Genomic DNA, 16202 nt, shown 5'->3' on the forward strand with positions numbered 1-16202 from the left:
TGTCAAAAGCACCCCACCCCGGCCCTCCCCTGCGGGGCAGGGGAGGGCGTTCACGAGTACGCAGCAGGCTTTACACGTTGACCATGTGCATCATCGAGTCGACGTAGCGGTTGCCGGCGACGGCATCGGGCGGGAAGATCGCATCGATCGCGGCGAGCTCGGCGGCGGTGAGTCGCACGTCGAGCGCACCCAGGTTTTCGTCCAGCCGCGAGCGCTTGCGGGTGCCCGGAATCGCCAGCACCTCGTCGCCCTGCGCCAGCACCCAGGCCAGCGCCAGTTGCGCGGGCGAGCAGCCCTTGTCGGCGGCGAGCGACTTCACCTGCTCGACCAGCTGCAGGTTGCGGGCGAAGTTGTCGCCGACGAAGCGCGGGCTGCTGCGACGGTAGTCGTCGGCGTCGAAATCGTCGGGCGAGCGGATCGCGCCGGTGAGGAAGCCGCGGCCCAGCGGCGAGTAGGCGACCAGGCTGACACCGAGCCGCTGGCAGGCGGCGAACATGCCGTTGTCCTGCGGGTCGCGCGTCCACAGCGAGAATTCGCTTTGCAGCGCCGCGATCGGATGCACCTTGCAGGCGCGTTCCAGCGTGGCGCCGGACGCTTCGCTGAGGCCCAGATAACGCACCTTGCCGGCGGCAACCAGTTCGGCCATCGCGCCCACGGTTTCCTCGATCGGTACGTTCGGATCGACGCGGTGCTGGTAGTACAGGTCGATGGTGTCGATGCCCAGCCGCTGCAGGCTGGCGTCGCAGGCGGCGCGCACGTAGTCAGGGCGGCCGTTGACGCCCCGTGCGGCGGCGTTGTCCGGGTCGCGCACGATGCCGAACTTGGTGGCGATGAAGGCCTGCTCGCGACGGCCCCTGATCGCCTTGCCGACCAGCACCTCGTTGGTGTGCGGGCCGTACACGTCGGCCGTGTCGAGCAGGTTCAGGCCGCGATCCAGCGCGTGGTGGATGGTGGCGATCGATTCGGCATCGTCGTGGGCGCCGTAGAACGCGCTCATGCCCATGCAGCCGAGGCCGAGGGTGGAGACTTGCGGGCCGTGGCGGCCGAGCGTGCGGGTCTGCATGGTGTCGCTCCGTGGTTGAAGGTGGACGCATGGTGCACCCGGGCGGCCATCGGATAAATGTTCAATAATGGCCATCACCATTCAATCAACGGCAACAATGGCCATGGACCGACTCGAAGCGATGCGGCTCTATACGCGGATCGTCGAACTGGGCAGCTTCACCGCCGCGGCCGATGACCTGAACCTGCCGCGCGCCACCGTCACCCATGCGATCAAGCGGCTGGAGGCCCGCCTCGGCGCGCAGCTGCTGTTGCGTACCACCCGCCGCGTACGCAGTACCCGCGATGGCGAGACCTATTACGGGCATTGCGTGCGGCTGCTGGCCGACATGGACGAGGTCGAGGCCGATTTCCGCGAGGCCCTGGTGCAACCGAAGGGCCGCCTGCGCGTCGACCTGCCGGCGACGCTGGCGCGGCTGCTGGTGATTCCCGCGTTGCGCGACTTCTTCGCGCGCTATCCGCTGATCCAGCTCGACATCGGCACCGGCGACCGCTTCGTCGACCTGGTTCGCGAGGGCGTCGATTGCGTGCTGCGCATCGGCGAGCTGGGCGATTCGGGCATGGTCGGACGCCGCGTGGGCTTACTGCAGCAGGTTACCGTGGCCAGCGCCGCCTACGTGCGCCGGCACGGCCTGCCCGAGTCGCTGGCCGCGCTGCACGATGGCCACCTGGCGGTGAACTGGTTGTCGCCGACCACCCATCGCGCCGAACCACTGGAATTCATGGTGGGCCGCAAGCGGCGCGAAGTGACCCTGCCCGGTTGCGTCAGCGTCAGCGGCGTGGATGCCTATCTCGGGTGTTGCGAGGCCGGGCTGGGCATCGCGCAGATGCCGCGCTATCGCATCGGCGACGAATTGAAGAGCGGCCGGCTGCGCGAAATCCTGCCGGCGCATCCGCCACCGTCGTTGCCGATGACCATCCTGTATCCGCAGCAGCGGCAGATGCCCGCGCGCCTGCGCGTGTTCGTCGACTGGCTGGTGGAGTTGATGGCGCAGCAGCGCTGAGGCCTGATGCTCGTCCCCCTGCGCGCAGGGGGAGGTTGGGAGGGGGTTGCCCGGGCTGGCGAGGGGCTGAAGATCAAAAGCACCCCTCCCCAGCCCTCCCCTGCGTTGCAGGGGAGGGAGTCGTCAGGAAGCGCGGGGCGGGCCGGGGCGTGGCGCGCTGGTGCCCAGCGTGTCGCTGGTCAGCGGGGCGCCGGCGGTGATCAGGGCGCCGCGCTGTTCGGCCAGCGGCAGGCGCAGCATGCAGTCCTCGAAGCGGGCCAGTTTCTGGAACGCGGGCTGGGCCTGCACCTGCGCCACCAGGGCGGCCATCCGCGGCCAGCGTTCGGCGTCGATCGCGTAGCGCACGAACGAGGCGGTGCGGAAAAAACTGGCGAGGCTGATGTCGGCGATCGACAATGCGCCGAACACGAAGCCGTCGTCCGGCAGTTGCTGCTCCAGATAATCGAGCGCGGCGGGAATCTCCACTTCGAGCGCGTGCTGTACCACGACCTCGTTCGGCGCTTCGCCGAAGATGTGGCGCTTGATCGCCAGCTGGTGGAACAGCCGCCAGATCAGGCCGTCGGCCAGCCGCGTGTCGGCGTATTCCTCCAGCCAGCGGGCGCGGGCGCGATCGGCGATGTCGCGGGGGTAGAGCGAGGGCGTGGGGTGCTGGTCCTCCAGGTACTGGCAGATCACGCTGGAGTCGCTGAGCACCAGGTCGCCATCCACCAATACCGGGATGCGGCGCAGCGGACTGAGCCGGCTGAATTCGTCGTTGCCCACGAACGGCGCGATCGGATCGACTTCGTAGTCCAGCCCCTTCAGTTCCAGGCAGGCCAGCACCTTGCGCACGTAAGGGGAAATGTAGTTGCCGATGATTCTGAGGCGTTGCGCCACGGTTCATCTCCTCCGGACCGGATGCCGCAGCGTGCGATGGCCGTCGCCCGCGCGTCAAGCTGGCCGGCCCGCGGCGCCGTGGTCGGTCGTCACGCACCGATCGATGTCCGTGCGGCAGCGTATTTTTTGCGGCATGGACCGACAGTCGGGACCAATGGCAGGGGTGCCATTGGTCATGCGCACGCTAGCATCGGGCGTTCGGTTACATCTGGGCCATGGTCGGCAGTCGCAGCAATCCGCTTTCGCAAGGGGAACGCAACATGAGTTTGATGATCGGCAGTTCGCGCGTGCTGGGCGCGCTGGTATTGGGGTCGTTGTCCGCCGGTGTCGCCGCGCAGGGGCGAACCCTGAGCGCGAACGACTATGCACAGGCAGAGCGTTTCATGGGTTACAACACCGCACCGCTGGTCGACCACGCGGTGCAGAAGGTCGACTGGCTCGATGCCGGTCATTTCTGGTACGTCGACCACGACGCCACCGGCGACCACTTCGTCCGGATGGACGTGGCCAGCGGCAAGACCGCGCCGCTGTTCGACCAGACCAAGCTGGCGGCGGCGCTGGCCAAGGTCGGTGGCAAGAGTGTCGACGCCGGCAAGCTGCCGGTGCGCAGCTACAAGCGGATGGCCGATGGCCGCATCGATGTCGGCGTGAGCGGCAAGCATTACGCGTGTGACCTCGCCGCCGTCGAGGCCAGCTGCGCCGATCTTTCGAAGCTGGTGAAGACCGGCGACGAGCCGGGCGCGCTGTCGCCCGATGGCAGGAGCGAGGCGTTCATCCGCGGCTGGAACCTGTGGCTGCGCGACGTCGCCAGCGGCAAGGAAACCCAGCTCACCACCGACGGCGTCGAGAACTTCGGCTACGCCACCGACAACGCCGGCTGGAAGCACACCGACAACGCGATCGTCGAGTGGTCGCCCGATTCGAAGCAGATCGCCACCTTCCAGCAGGACCAGCGCAAGACCGGCGAGATGTACCTGGTCAGCACCAACGTCGGCCATCCGAAGCTGGAGAAGTGGAAGTACCCGCTGGTCGGCGACAAGGACGTGACGATGATCGAGCGCGTCATCATCGATGTCGCCGCGAAGAAGGTCACCCGCCTGCAGATGCCGCCGGACCAGCACCGTTCCAGCCTGTGCGACGACGTCAGCTGCGGCCCCGACGGTGGCTGGGACGACGTGAAGTGGGCGGCCGACGGCAAGACCCTGGCCTTCGTCTCCACCTCGCGCGACCACAAGCATGAATGGTTCCGCATCGCCGACACCGCCACCGGCAAGGTGCGCACCGTGTTCGAGGAGAAGGTGCCGACGTATTACGAGAGCGGCAACGGCGCGGTGAACTGGCGCTACCTGCCCGAGACCCACGAGGCGATCTGGTTCAGCGAGCGCAACAACTGGGGCAACCTGTATCTCTACGACCTCAACACCGGCAAGCTCAAGCGGGCGATCACCAACGGCGACGGCAACGTCACCGAGGTGCTGAAGCTCGATGCGAAGACGCGCACCGTGTGGTTCCGCGGCGTCGGCCGCACGGCGGGCGTGAATCCCTACTACCAGCAGTTCTTCAAGGTCAGCCTGGACGGCGGCAAGCCGGTGCTGCTGACGCCGGAGGCAGCCGACCACACGGTCACGCTGTCGCCGGACGGCAAGGCCTTCGTCGACGCGTACTCCACCCCCACCACGCCGCCGGTCACCGTGCTGCGCAGCGCCGACGACGGCCGCAAGCTGGCCGACGTGGCCACCGCCGACATCACCCGGCTGAAGGCCACCGGCTGGGTGCCGCCGATCCCGTTCACGGTGAAGGGCCGCGACGGCAAGACCGACCTGTACGGCATGATGTTCAAGCCGAGCCACTTCGATGCCTCGAAGAAGTACCCGATCATCGACTACATCTACCCGGGTCCGCAGACCGGTTCGGTGCGTGGGCGCAGCTTCTCCTCCGCCCGCGCCGACCACCAGTCGGTGGCCGAGCTGGGCTTCATCGTGGTGGCGATCGACGGCATGGGCACGCCGTGGCGTTCGAAGGCCTTCCACGACGCCTACTTCGAGCACGTCGAGGACAACACCTTGCCCGACCAGGTGGCCGGGCTGAAGGAGTTGGGCAGGAAGTATCCGTGGATCGATCTCGACCGCGTCGGCGTGTGGGGCCACTCCGGCGGCGGCAACGCCACCGCAGGCGCGATGTTCCACTACCCCGACTTCTTCAAGGTCGGCTGGGCCGAGAGCGGCAACCACGACAACCGCAACTACGAGGACGACTGGGCCGAGAAGTGGCAGGGCCTGCTGGTCACCGACAAGGACGGCAAGACCAACTATGACGCCCAGGCCAACCAGAGTTTCGCCAAGGACCTCAAGGGCCACCTGATGCTGGTGCACGGCACGATGGACGACAACGTGCCGCCGTCGAACACCTTGCTGGTGGTCGATGCGCTGATCAAGGCGAACCGCAACTTTGATCTGCTGATGATCCCGAACGCCCACCACGGTTACGGCGAAGCCACTCCGTATGCCACCCGTCGCCGCTGGGACTACTTCGTGCAGTACCTGGCCGGCAATACGCCGCCGGCGGAGTATCAGCTGAAGGCGTGGCCCTGGCGTTGAAACCGGCCTCGACGCCGTGACGGCACGGCGTCGAGCCAACCCGGAGGGTTGCCCTGACCCTCAGCGCAGGCTGGTCTTCTGCGCCAGCCCCTTGGCCAGGGCTTCGTCCAACAACTGGCTCATCGACTGATCGGCCGCCTGCTGCGCCTGCTGCTGCTGGCGGTCGAGCGCCTGCTGTTGCTTCTCGAAGCCGGCCTGTTGGGCTTCCAGCGACTGTTGCTGGGCGGCCAGGCGTGCCTCCAGTTCGGCGTGGCGTTGGTCGAGCTGCGCCTGCGCCGCGTCCATCTCGGCCTGCCGTGCATCGAGCTCGCGCTGCTGCGCCTGTGAATCCGCTCCGCTCGCCGCGACCGAGGCGATGCGCGCCGCCATCTTCGCCTGTTGCCGCGCCAGCCCGGCCTGTTCCCGTGCGAAGGCGGCATCCTGCGCAGCAAGCCCTGCCTGCCGGCCGGCGATCGCGCCCTGCTGGCCGGCGAGCTCGCCCTGTTGCCGCGCCAGCGCAGTCACCGGTGCGTAGATGCGGCTGGCACGTTCCAGCATGGCCTTGTCGTGGATCACGTAGGCCTCGCTGCCACGACGAAACCACAGTATCGACTTGTTGCTGGCGCGGAGCTTCTTCACCGCATCGAGATCGGCGTTCGAGCCGTTGACGGTGATCATCGCGTCGCCATCGAACAGGGCGAAGCCATTGTCCGCGTGATCCGTGGTGTCGATGTCGACGTGCCGCGCGGAGAGGCCGCTGTCGCGAGGCGGTGCCGGCGGCGCGGGAGGTGGCGGTGGCGGCGGCGGTGGGCTCATCGCCGGCAGTGCCGACGGCGGCGGTGGCGGAGGTGGTGGCGTCGCGACGGGCGTAACGGTCGACGTCATGGGTGCCATCGGGGCGAGCGGCGCCAACGGCGCCATTGCCGTCGTGCTGGCCGCCGGCCTGGCGTGGTCGTGCTTGTCGCTGGCGGCGGTGACGCGGTAGGGCAGCACGCCGATCAGGGCGATTGCGGCGACGAGCAGCCAGCCGCGCGTGCGGGACGTTGGCTGGTTTGCGTTTTGCTGAAGCATGGTCAGTCGCCTCTTCAGGTTGTGGAAGGTGGGGGATGCGCCGGCCAGGCCGGCATGGACGGGTTGGGCCACGCCGAGGCGCAACAGCAGGCGGCCGTAGTCCCGCGGCGTTGCCTGGTCGTGCTGCACGACCTGCGCATCGCAGGCCGACTCGCGGTTCAGTGCGTACTCGCGCATCGCCCAGCGCACCAGCGGATGGAAGCAGAACAGCCACTGGGCGAGCGCCGGAATCCAGCCCAGCCAGAGGTCGCCGCGGCGCAGGTGGACGAGTTCGTGGGCCAGCGCCATCGAGGACTCGTCGGCATCCAGCGTGTCGCGTGCCGGCAGCAGCACGGTGGGCCGCCACAGGCCGATGACCTGGGGCGAGACGATCGCGTCGGATACACGAAGCTGCGGGCAACGGCGCAGGCCGAGTTGGCGGGCCTTGCGTACACACAGCGCCTGCATCGCCCGGTCGCCGGTCGGTTGCGAGCCGAGCAGGACCTGTCGCGTGGCGCGCCATTCGCGCAGGCTGCGCGAGGCCAGCCACAGCAGCACCACCAGCCACAGCGCGACCACGGCGGCGCGCCAGGAAAGCACCGGTGCGGTGGCGGTCGCGACGGACGAGGCATGCAGCACGGCATCATGGCCGGCCAACGCCGTGGCGTGGTAGGCGACCGGATGGGCAAGCTGCACCGTTGCTTCCACCGCTGGCGCCGGCAACCACGGCAGTTCCACCGGGGCGTGCCACAGCAGGCCCAGCAGCAGCTGGGCGCCAACCAGCCACCACAAGGTGCAGCGCATCGCCGACGACAGGCGCGGCAACAGTCGTCCAAGCAGGTGGACCAGGCCGATCAGGACGATCGCCTGGATGGACGTCCACAGCATGCGGGTGAGCAGGGTCTCTGCCATGGCATTCAGCGCATCCATCTCACGACTCCTTCCGGCGCGACTGCAGCTGGGACACCAGTGCCTCGAGCTCGGCCAGTTCGTCGTCGCTGACCTCGGCGTGTTCGGACATCCACGCCACGAACGGCGAGACCGAACCGCTCAGGGTCTTTTCGACGAAGCTGCCCACCGCGCTGCGCATCGCCTCGCCGGCGCCGGTGACCGTGCTGTAGCGGAACATGCCGCGCAGCTGCTTGCGCTTGAGATAACCCTTGCCGCGCAGCCGTTCCATCATGGTCAGCACGGTGGAGCGGGCCAGCCCGCGCGGCTCGCCGAAACTCGCGGCGACCTCGCCGACCGAGGCGGCGCCGCTTTCGTCGATGTGCTGCAGCAGCGCCAGTTCCTGGTCGCCGATGGAAGGTTTGCGCATGACGGGCTCCGCTTGACTACAGATGTAGGCAAGCTACGCCATGCCTACATCTGTAGTCAATAGCCTTGGCGGCCGCCCTGCCGAAGGTCATGCAGCGCCCTACGGTGTCGGCACGCGGGTCGCCTGGGTGAAGATCACCTGCCAGTGGCCGTCGCGCTCGCGCCAGATGTCGGCGAAGCGCAGGCGTGCCTTGAACGGCTTGCCCTCGCTGGTGCCCTCCAGCGTGACCACGCCGCCCAGCACGGCGCCGCCGGGCCAGTGGCGCACGACCTCGTGCTCGATCGTGAACGGTTTCAGCGAGTAGCCGGGGGCGGTGTAGTCGCGGATGAAGTCCGCCTTGTTCTCGACCCGGGCGCGGCTGTTGAACAGCACGTAGTCGTCGGCGAGCAGGCGTTGCAGCGCTGCGCCATCGCCTTCGACCTGGGCGCGGTCGAACGCGGCCACCGCGCGGGCCAGCGCGGGCGGCAGCGAGGCGTGCGGCGCGGTTGCCGCGGCAGGAGCGATACCCAGCATCAGCGCGAGCAAGGTGGCGGACAGTTTCATGGTGGCCTCCGGCAAAGGCCCGGCAATCGGCCGGGCATGGCGCCGACGCTAGGACTCCGGCCGGTGTGCCGCTATCAAATTCTTGCCCGTGCGGACCAGCGTCGGCGGACGCAGGGTCTCGCGCGCAACGCGCGGGGTCAGTCCGACATGCCGCCGGAAGGTGGCGCCGAAATGGCTCTGATGACTGAAGCCGAGCTCGCTGGCCAGGGCGGCGAGGTTGTCCGCGCCGTGGGCGAGGCGGTCGAGCGCGAGCGCGATGCGCAAGCGCGTGCGGTAGGCGACCAGGCTGCTGCCGCAGGCGCGGCGAAACAGGCGGGAAAGGTGGAACGGCGAGCAACCGGCGTGGGTGGCCAGGTCGGCCAGGCCGACGGCCGAGGTCGGGTCGGCCAGCAGTACTTGCTGCACCCGACCCAGTCGACGCCGAGTGGAGGGAGACAGCGATGCGAGGCTGGTCGCCGCATCGTGCCCCAGCACGGCTGTGCAGAGCCCGGCGGCTGCCTCCTCCACCCGCAGACTGTCGCGCTCGCCGCGGGCGAGCGCCGCATGGAGCGCACGATGCCGGTACTGGTCGATGGCCTCGACCGGACGCGCCGCGTCGGCCGACCCGCGCAGGCGCCGGCCGAACAGCGCCTCCTCGTGTGCGGGCGCCACCTCGAAACCACTGCCGGCGTCGCCGCCCTCGAACGGGTGCGAGATGCGGTAGCTGTCGCCGGCGCGGTAGAGCAGCGCGGTGGCGGGGTCGCCCACGTATTCCGCCCCGCGCAGGTGGTAACCGAAGCCGCCGCGCCGCAGCAGCACCAGGTGGGTGCGCTCGTCGCCTCGTTCGCAGCCGCAACCGCCGCGCGGGTGGCTGCAGTCGATGTCGGTGATCCGCAGCAGCGGACTGTCGAACAGCACGGTGAGACGGGAGGCGCCCATGGTTCGCTCGCTCGCGGCAGGGCGCCCAGCGTCTCAGAACGCCATGTCGAATGCCACCTCGCCCTGCACGCCGACCTGATACGCCGAGACGCGACGCTCGAAGAAGTTGGCCAGTTCCTGCACGTCCTGCAGGTCCATGAAGTCGAACGGATTCTTCGCACCGTATTTCTTCGGCAGGTCGAGCTGGACGACGCGCTGGTCGGCGCAGTATTCGAGGTACTGGCGCATGTCCTTCACCGACATGCCGGCCACGCCGCCGGACAGCACGTCTTCGGCGAACTGCGTTTCGCAGGCGATCGCGTCCTCCATCATCTCCTCGATCTGCGCGCGCATCGCGTCGTCGAACAGCTCCGGCTCCTGTGCGCGAACGGTGCGCACCACGTCGAAGGCGAACGCCATGTGGCAGCTCTCGTCGCGGAACACCCAGTTGGTGCCCGCGGCAAGGCCGTGCAGCAGGCCGCGCGAGCGCAGGTAGTAGACGTAGGCGAACGCGGCATAGAAGAACAGGCCTTCGATGCAGGCGGCAAAGCAGATCAGGTTGAGCAGGAACTGGCGCCGGTGCTCGCGCGTCTCCAGCCGTTGCAGGCCCTGGATCGAATCGATCCACTTGAAGCAGAACGCGCCCTTCTGCCGGATCGACGGAATCGTCTCGATCGCCGCGAACGCGGCGTTGCGCTCCGTCGGGTCAGGGATGTAGGTGTCGAGCAGGGTCAGGTAGAACTGCACGTGCAGCGCTTCCTCGTACAACTGGCGCGACAGGTACATGCGCGCTTCCGGCGCGTTGATGTGCTGGTACAGGTTCAACACCAGGTTGTTCGACACGATGGTGTCGCCGGTGGCGAAGAACGCCACCAGCCGCTGGATCAGGTGGCGGTCGGCCGGCGACATCTTCGTGTCGAGGTCGCGCGTGTCCATCGAGAAGTCCACCTCCTCGACGGTCCAGGTGTTCCTGATCGCGTTGCGGTACATCTCGTAGAAGCCGGGGTAGCGCATCGGACGCAGGGTGAGTTCGAAGCCCGGGTCGAGGATGTGGGCGTTGCGAGTGGGTTGGGCGGACATGGTGTGGCTCCTCGGATACATGGATTTTCGTTCGTCATCCCGGCGAAAGCCGGGATCCAGTGCCTCTGCGTCGCGCTGGAAGACGCTGGATGACCAGCTTCGCTGTTGAAAAGCTCTTCCAGCATTCGCTGGAATGACGGTGGGGTGCCTTAGAACTTTCGTGCGTAGTCGTCATGCACGAAGCGGCTGACATAGGTGGCGAGGCCGCGGCCGGCACGCGCGAGTTGCCGCAGGTTCGCGACGTGCTCGGGGCCGGTGGCCTCGTCGGTGTATTCGTAGGTGTCGCCGTTGATGAAGCGGATGCGGATGAAACCGTCACCGCACTCGTAGGCGGTGACACCGGAGTTGCCGTCGAGATTGCGGTAGCGTTTCATCGCGACACCTCTCGCGTTATTGGCAGGCTTCGCAATACTCCGGGTTCTCCAGTGAACAGAACACCGCGGCGGTGGCCTGGGCCTGGTCGGGCAACGACGAGACGGTGGTCTTGGCGATCTTCGTCGCCGGTCGCGAGCGCAGGTAGTAGGTGGTCTTGATGCCGGCCTTCCACGCGTACATGTACATCGAGCTCAACTGGCCGATGTTCGGGTTTTCCATGAACAGGTTCAGCGACTGGCTCTGGTCGATGTACGCGCCGCGCGCCGCCGCCAGCTCGATCAGGGCCTTCTGCGGCAGTTCCCACACCGTGCGGTAGATCGCGCGCAGGCGTTCGGGGATCGCGGCGATGCCCTGGATCGAACCTTCGGCCAGCTTGATCGCGTCACGGATGTCGGACGTCCACAACCCCAGCGCCTTCAGCTCGTCGGCGAGATGACGGTTCACCTGCAGGAAGTCGCCGGACAGCGTCTCGCGCTTGAACAGGTTGCTGACCTGCGGCTCGATGCATTCGTAGCAGCCGGCGATGGACGCGATGGTGGCGGTGGGGGCGATCGCGATCAGCAGCGAATTGCGCAGGCCGTGCTGCCTGATCTGTTCGCGCAGGGCATGCCAGCGCGTGTCGTCGTGCGGCGTGGCCTGCGGCCAGTGGTCGAACTGCAGCTCGCCGCTGGCCGCGCGGCTTTCGGCGAAGCCGGGATGGGCGCCTTCGACCCGGGCCAGTTCGCACGATTGCGACAGCGCGTGGAAATAGATCTCCTCGGCGATGCGGGTGGACAGTGCCAGCGCCTCGGCGGAGTCGAACGGCAGGCGCAGCTTGAAGAACACGTCCTGCAGGCCCATCACGCCGAGGCCCACCGGCCGCCACTTCATGTTGGCGGTGCGCGCGGTGGCGATCGGGTAGTAGTTGAGGTCGATCACCCGGTTCAACTGGCGCACCGCGGTACGCACGGTGGCGGCGAGCTGGTCGTAATCGAACGCGCCATCGGTGACGTGTCGCGCCAGGTTCACCGAGCCGAGATTGCACACGGCCGTCTCGTCGACCGAGCTGACTTCGAGAATCTCGGTGCACAGGTTGGACAGGTGGATCACGTTATCGGGTTTGGCCGTCTGATTGGAGGTGGCGTTGCAGCGATCCTTGAAGGTCATCCAGCCGTTGCCGGTCTGCGCCAGCGTGCGCATCATGCGGGCGTACAGCTCGCGCGCCTTCACCGCTTTCACAGCGAGGCCGTCGGCTTCGGCCTTGCGGTAAGCGGCGTCGAACGCCTCGCCCCAGCTGTCGACGAAGTGCGGCACCACTTTCGGATCGAATAGCGACCAGTCGCCGTCGTTCTCGACCCGGCGCATGAATTCGTCGGGAATCCAGTTGGCGATGTTGAGGTTGTGCGCGCGGCGCGCGTCGTCGCCGGTGTTGTCGCGCAATTCGAGGAAATCCTCGATGTCGGCGTGCCAGGATTCCAGATACACGCAGGCCGCGCCCTTGCGCTTGCCGCCCTGGTTCACCGCGGCCACCGAGGCGTCCAGCGTCTTCAGCCAGGGCAGCAGACCATTCGAGTGGCCGTTGGTGCCGCGGATCAGCGAGCCGCGCGAGCGCACCCGCGAATAGGCCAGGCCGATGCCGCCGGCGAACTTGCTGAGTTTGGCCACGTCGGCGTACTTGTCGTAGATCGACTCCAGCGAATCGACCGGCGAGTCGAGCAGGTAGCAGGAGCTGAGCTGCTCGTGCGCGGTGCCGGCATTGAACAGGGTCGGCGAGCTGGCGATGTATTCCAGCGACGACAGCAGCCGGTAGAGTTCGAGCGTCTCGCCGATCTCGTTGCCGCCCAGCGCGCAGGCGATGCGCATGAAGAAATGCTGCGGCGTCTCGATCACCAGGCGCGTTTGCGGATGGCGCAGCAGGTAGCGGTCGTACACCGTGCGCAGGCCGAAGTATTCGAAGCGGCGAGTGGCCAGCGGGTCGATCGCGTCGTTGAGCTTGCGCGCGTTGGCGGCCACGAAGTCGCGCAGGCGATCGTTGAGGATGCTTGAGCTCGCGCCGCGCGCGATCGACTGCGAGAAACTCTGGATCTCCTGGCCGCTGACCTCCTTGTCGATGTACGCGGCGAGCAGGCGCGCGGCGAGCTGGCCGTATTCAGGTTCTTCCGCGGTCAATGCGGCGGCGGTGCGGATCGAGAGCTGATCCAGCTCGGCCGTGGTGGCGCCGTCGTACAGGCCGCCGATGGTCTTCAGGGCGACCCGTAGCGGATCGACGCCGTGCAGGCCTTCGGCGTTGCGCGTCACCGCGCGCACGATCTTGTTGACGTCGACGGCTTCCTGGCCGCCGTTGCGCTTGGTCACGCGCATGGAGGCCGCGCTATGCGGTGGGGTCAGCGCGAACGCAGTTTCGTTGTCTTGGGTCGGGGGTGTTTCGGCGCGCGCGACGGCGCGCTCCCGTTCGGCGGTATCGAGGGCTTGCATGGCAGGTAGCTCCGGCTGGACATCAAACGCCTGCTCCCGCGCGCAGGGCCTGATAGCGACGGATTCCGGAGGCGACGCGCAACCGGGCGCCGGGCGGCGACCTGCTCCACGACGCACTTCCCCGCGGAAGCCGTCACTACTCAACGGGACACGTTCGTCCCGCTGTGCCGGCAGGTCTTCGGACTTGCGGACGAGGATCAGAGCGATCCGCCTAGTTGCTCCCGCTTCCCAGCCACGGAGGGCCAGTGCATGTGGGGGCGTTCGTTTCCGCTTTACCGCTGCGGGGCAGTTCCGGAGTCACACCGGATTCCCTTTTAAGCCCGACCGATGTCGCATCGGGTCGGGCACCGACGCCCACAACATATCGTGTGATCCCGGAAGGGTCAACCCAACAACTTGTGCATAAGTCGTGTTGCAGCCCGGGTGCGCCGAGTGCCGGCGCGGGCTGTGGCGGCGTTACAGCGCGTCGTGATCCAGCTCGCCGGTGCGGATGCGGATCACCTGTTCCAGGGTGCTGACGAAGATCTTGCCGTCGCCGATCTTGCCGGTGCGGGCGGAGCTCTGGATCGCCTCGAGCACGCGGTCCAGCTGATCATCGGCCACCGCCACTTCCAGCTTGATCTTGGGCAGGAAGTCCACCACGTATTCGGCGCCGCGGTAGAGCTCGGTGTGACCCTTCTGGCGGCCGAAACCCTTCACCTCGGTCACCGTGATGCCCTGCAGGCCCACTTCCGCCAGCGCCTCGCGGACGTCGTCCAGCTTGAACGGCTTGATGATCGCCACGACCAGCTTCATGGGTTTGGTTCCTTGCCAGGGCATCGATTGCGTCGGAGGGCCATTTTGCCTGCCTGCCGGAACATTGTCGCCTGATCGCGACGGGTGTAGGACAATCCTTACAACTATTGATGGAGCGTACCGATGGCGACGCCGATTTGCATTCACCTAATATTCAATTCGACGAGTGCGAGGCGCTATCCATGATGGATAGGCAGGATATCGACCAGATTGCCCTGCGACTTGTGTCGTTGGTACCGCCAGGGTTGGCACAGGCGCATCAGGATTTGCGAACCAACTTCCAAGATGTTCTGGCGCAAGGATTGCGCCGCCTCGACCTGGTCACCCGCGAAGAATTCGAAGTCCAGTCCCAGGTACTGGCGCGTACGCGCGCCAAGGTCGACGAATTGGAGCGACACGTGGCCCAGTTGGAGGCTGCGGTGGCTGCCCGCGCGGGTTCGTAAAACCGCCTCCCGGGAGCCGCCTCCGATCCGTCACCCTCACCCCGAGAACGATCGGAGGCGGTTATTTATTCAGCGTTGCTGATGGAGCCGTCCATGTCCATGCCCGTCAGCACCACGCCCTCCGCGCCTCCCCCCTTGCCGTTCCATCGACCCGCGGCCGCATGAGTCTTGCCGTTACCCTCAGCCGTGCACAGGAAGGAATCGCCGCACCGCAAGTGATGGTCGAGGTGCATCTTTCCGGTGGTCTGCCGTGCACCAACATCGTCGGCCTGCCCGAGGCTGCGGTGCGCGAGGCGCGCGATCGCGTGCGCGTGGCGATCCAGAACACCGCGTTCGAATATCCCGGTCGCCGCGTCACCGTGAATCTCGCGCCAGCGGAACTGCCCAAGGACGGCGGTCGGTTCGACCTGCCGATCGCGCTGGGCATCCTCGCCGCCAGCGGCCAGGTGCCGCGCGAGAAACTCGACGACTGTGAATTCCTTGGCGAGTTGGCGCTGAGCGGCACGCTGCGCAGTGTATCGGGTGTGCTGCCGGCCCTGCTGCGCGCGCGGGCGCGCGGGCGCCGGGTGGTGGTGCCGCGGGAGAACGCCGCCGAAGCGGCGCTGGTGGCCGACGTCGACGTGCGCGTGGCCGATACGCTGGCCGAGGTCTGCGGCTGGTTGCGGGGCGCCCACGAGCTGTCGATGCCGGTCGGCATTCCCAGCAACGGCGGTGCGGAAGACGGCCCCGACCTGGCCGACGTGCGCGGGCAGTTGCAGGCGCGCCGCGCGCTGGAAATCACCGCCGTGGGTGGCCACCACCTGCTGCTGATCGGCCCGCCCGGCACGGGCAAGACCATGCTGGCCGAACGCCTGCCCGGCATCCTGCCGCCGCTGAGCGAGTCCGAAGCGCTGGAGACCTGCGCCGTGCTGTCGGTGGCGGGCCAGGCGACCGACCTGGTGCACTGGCGACGCCGCCCGTTCCGTTCCCCCCATCACACCGCGTCCGCGGTGGCCCTGGTCGGCGGCGGTTCGTACCCGCGGCCGGGCGAGGTGTCGCTGGCGCACAACGGCGTGCTGTTCCTCGACGAGCTGCCGGAGTTCAGCCGGCACGTACTGGAGGTGCTGCGCGAGCCGATGGAGTCGGGCCACATCATGATTTCGCGGGCGGCGCGGCAGTCGACCTTCCCGGCTCAGTTCCAGCTGGTGGCGGCGATGAATCCGTGTCCCTGCGGTTACGCCGGCGACCCCCGCTGCCAGTGCACGCCCGACCAGATCCAGCGCTACCGCGGGCGCATTTCCGGCCCGCTGCTGGACCGCATCGACCTGTGCGTGGAAGTGCCGCCGGTGCCCCTGGCCGATCTGGGTGCGCCCCGCAGCGATCGCGACGAGGACTCCGCCACGGTGCGCGCGCGCGTGCTCAACGCGCGGCGGCAATCGCTGATGCGGGCGGGTCGGCCGAACGCGGAAATCAGCACCCGTGAGCTGGAGCGCGATTGTGCGCTGGGCGCCCCCGAGCGGCGCTGGTTCGAAGCCGCGCTGGAGCGGCTGGGCCTGTCCGCACGCGCGTATCACCGCGTGCTGCGGGTGGCCCGCACGATCGCCGACCTGGACGGTGGCGCCGCCCTGCTCGAACGCGAGCACCTGGCCGAGGCGCTGCAGTACCGCCGCTTCTGAGCACCGGGGAAAACCTGCGTGACTGGACGTTCCGGGACGCGCATGTTTCGATAGCGCCCGGATCTTCCCAGGGA

Annotated in this window: 14 protein-coding genes and 1 riboswitch; of the genes, 4 read left to right on the forward strand and 10 right to left on the reverse strand. The window is 67.6% G+C overall.

From position 1 onward, the window contains the following. Positions 1 to 70 precede the first annotated feature (70 nt). On the reverse strand, positions 71 to 1063 hold the full coding sequence (locus tag ABNK63_RS01580; protein WP_007804266.1) for an aldo/keto reductase: 993 nt from the start codon (positions 1061 to 1063) through the stop codon (positions 71 to 73). A gap of 103 nt (positions 1064 to 1166) precedes the next feature. Between ABNK63_RS01580 and ABNK63_RS01585 the strand changes: the two genes are divergently transcribed. Then, positions 1167 to 2066, forward strand: a complete 900-nt coding sequence (locus tag ABNK63_RS01585) for a LysR family transcriptional regulator (protein WP_007804264.1) — start codon at positions 1167 to 1169, stop codon at positions 2064 to 2066. Between the two features lie 123 nt (positions 2067 to 2189). On the opposite strand, the gene ABNK63_RS01590 is transcribed toward ABNK63_RS01585, so the two are convergent. After that, the gene (locus ABNK63_RS01590) at positions 2190 to 2942 is read right to left on the reverse strand and encodes a glutathione S-transferase family protein (protein ID WP_350016503.1); all 753 of its coding nucleotides are present in this window, start codon (positions 2940 to 2942) and stop codon (positions 2190 to 2192) included. A gap of 260 nt (positions 2943 to 3202) precedes the next feature. Between ABNK63_RS01590 and ABNK63_RS01595 the strand changes: the two genes are divergently transcribed. Then, positions 3203 to 5539, forward strand: coding sequence for a DPP IV N-terminal domain-containing protein (locus ABNK63_RS01595; RefSeq protein WP_350016504.1), 2337 nt, complete (start codon positions 3203 to 3205; stop codon positions 5537 to 5539). Positions 5540 to 5599: 60 nt separating this feature from the next. Here the strand turns inward: ABNK63_RS01595 and ABNK63_RS01600 are convergent, their stop codons facing one another. The 8 genes from ABNK63_RS01600 to glnK all read right to left on the reverse strand — a co-directional run bounded on the left by ABNK63_RS01600 (position 5600) and on the right by glnK (position 14030). Next, on the reverse strand, positions 5600 to 7498 hold the full coding sequence (locus tag ABNK63_RS01600; RefSeq protein WP_350016505.1) for a M56 family metallopeptidase: 1899 nt from the start codon (positions 7496 to 7498) through the stop codon (positions 5600 to 5602). A gap of 1 nt (position 7499) precedes the next feature. Continuing rightward, positions 7500 to 7886: a BlaI/MecI/CopY family transcriptional regulator gene (locus ABNK63_RS01605; protein WP_007804256.1), complete on the reverse strand. Its 387-nt coding sequence runs from the start codon at positions 7884 to 7886 to the stop codon at positions 7500 to 7502. A gap of 99 nt (positions 7887 to 7985) precedes the next feature. Next, on the reverse strand, positions 7986 to 8429 hold the full coding sequence (locus tag ABNK63_RS01610; protein ID WP_350016506.1) for a nuclear transport factor 2 family protein: 444 nt from the start codon (positions 8427 to 8429) through the stop codon (positions 7986 to 7988). Positions 8430 to 8477: 48 nt separating this feature from the next. Further along, on the reverse strand, positions 8478 to 9347 hold the full coding sequence (locus tag ABNK63_RS01615; RefSeq protein WP_350016507.1) for an AraC family transcriptional regulator: 870 nt from the start codon (positions 9345 to 9347) through the stop codon (positions 8478 to 8480). Positions 9348 to 9380: 33 nt separating this feature from the next. Further along, on the reverse strand, positions 9381 to 10406 hold the full coding sequence (locus tag ABNK63_RS01620; RefSeq protein WP_350016508.1) for a ribonucleotide-diphosphate reductase subunit beta: 1026 nt from the start codon (positions 10404 to 10406) through the stop codon (positions 9381 to 9383). A 149-nt stretch (positions 10407 to 10555) separates the two neighbouring features. Next, positions 10556 to 10780 carry a hypothetical protein gene (locus tag ABNK63_RS01625; protein WP_007804247.1) on the reverse strand — a complete coding sequence of 75 codons (225 nt, stop codon included), beginning with the start codon at positions 10778 to 10780 and terminating at the stop codon, positions 10556 to 10558. Between the two features lie 16 nt (positions 10781 to 10796). Next, entirely contained in the window at positions 10797 to 13235 is a 2439-nt protein-coding gene (locus ABNK63_RS01630) for a ribonucleoside-diphosphate reductase subunit alpha (protein WP_350016509.1), read from the reverse strand. 151 nt (positions 13236 to 13386) lie between these two features. Beyond that, positions 13387 to 13602: riboswitch (cobalamin riboswitch) on the reverse strand. An 89-nt stretch (positions 13603 to 13691) separates the two neighbouring features. After that, a complete protein-coding gene (glnK, locus tag ABNK63_RS01635) occupies positions 13692 to 14030 on the reverse strand; it encodes a P-II family nitrogen regulator (protein WP_007804243.1) in 339 nt (112 codons plus the stop codon). 182 nt (positions 14031 to 14212) lie between these two features. Between glnK and ABNK63_RS01640 the strand changes: the two genes are divergently transcribed. Then, entirely contained in the window at positions 14213 to 14473 is a 261-nt protein-coding gene (locus tag ABNK63_RS01640) for an accessory factor UbiK family protein (protein ID WP_040672624.1), read from the forward strand. Positions 14474 to 14634: 161 nt separating this feature from the next. Further along, a complete protein-coding gene (locus ABNK63_RS01645) occupies positions 14635 to 16128 on the forward strand; it encodes a YifB family Mg chelatase-like AAA ATPase (RefSeq protein ID WP_083845887.1) in 1494 nt (497 codons plus the stop codon). The last annotated feature ends 74 nt before the right edge of the window (positions 16129 to 16202 follow it).

Source organism: Rhodanobacter sp. IGA1.0, assembly GCF_040208325.1.
GTDB lineage: Bacteria > Pseudomonadota > Gammaproteobacteria > Xanthomonadales > Rhodanobacteraceae > Rhodanobacter > Rhodanobacter spathiphylli.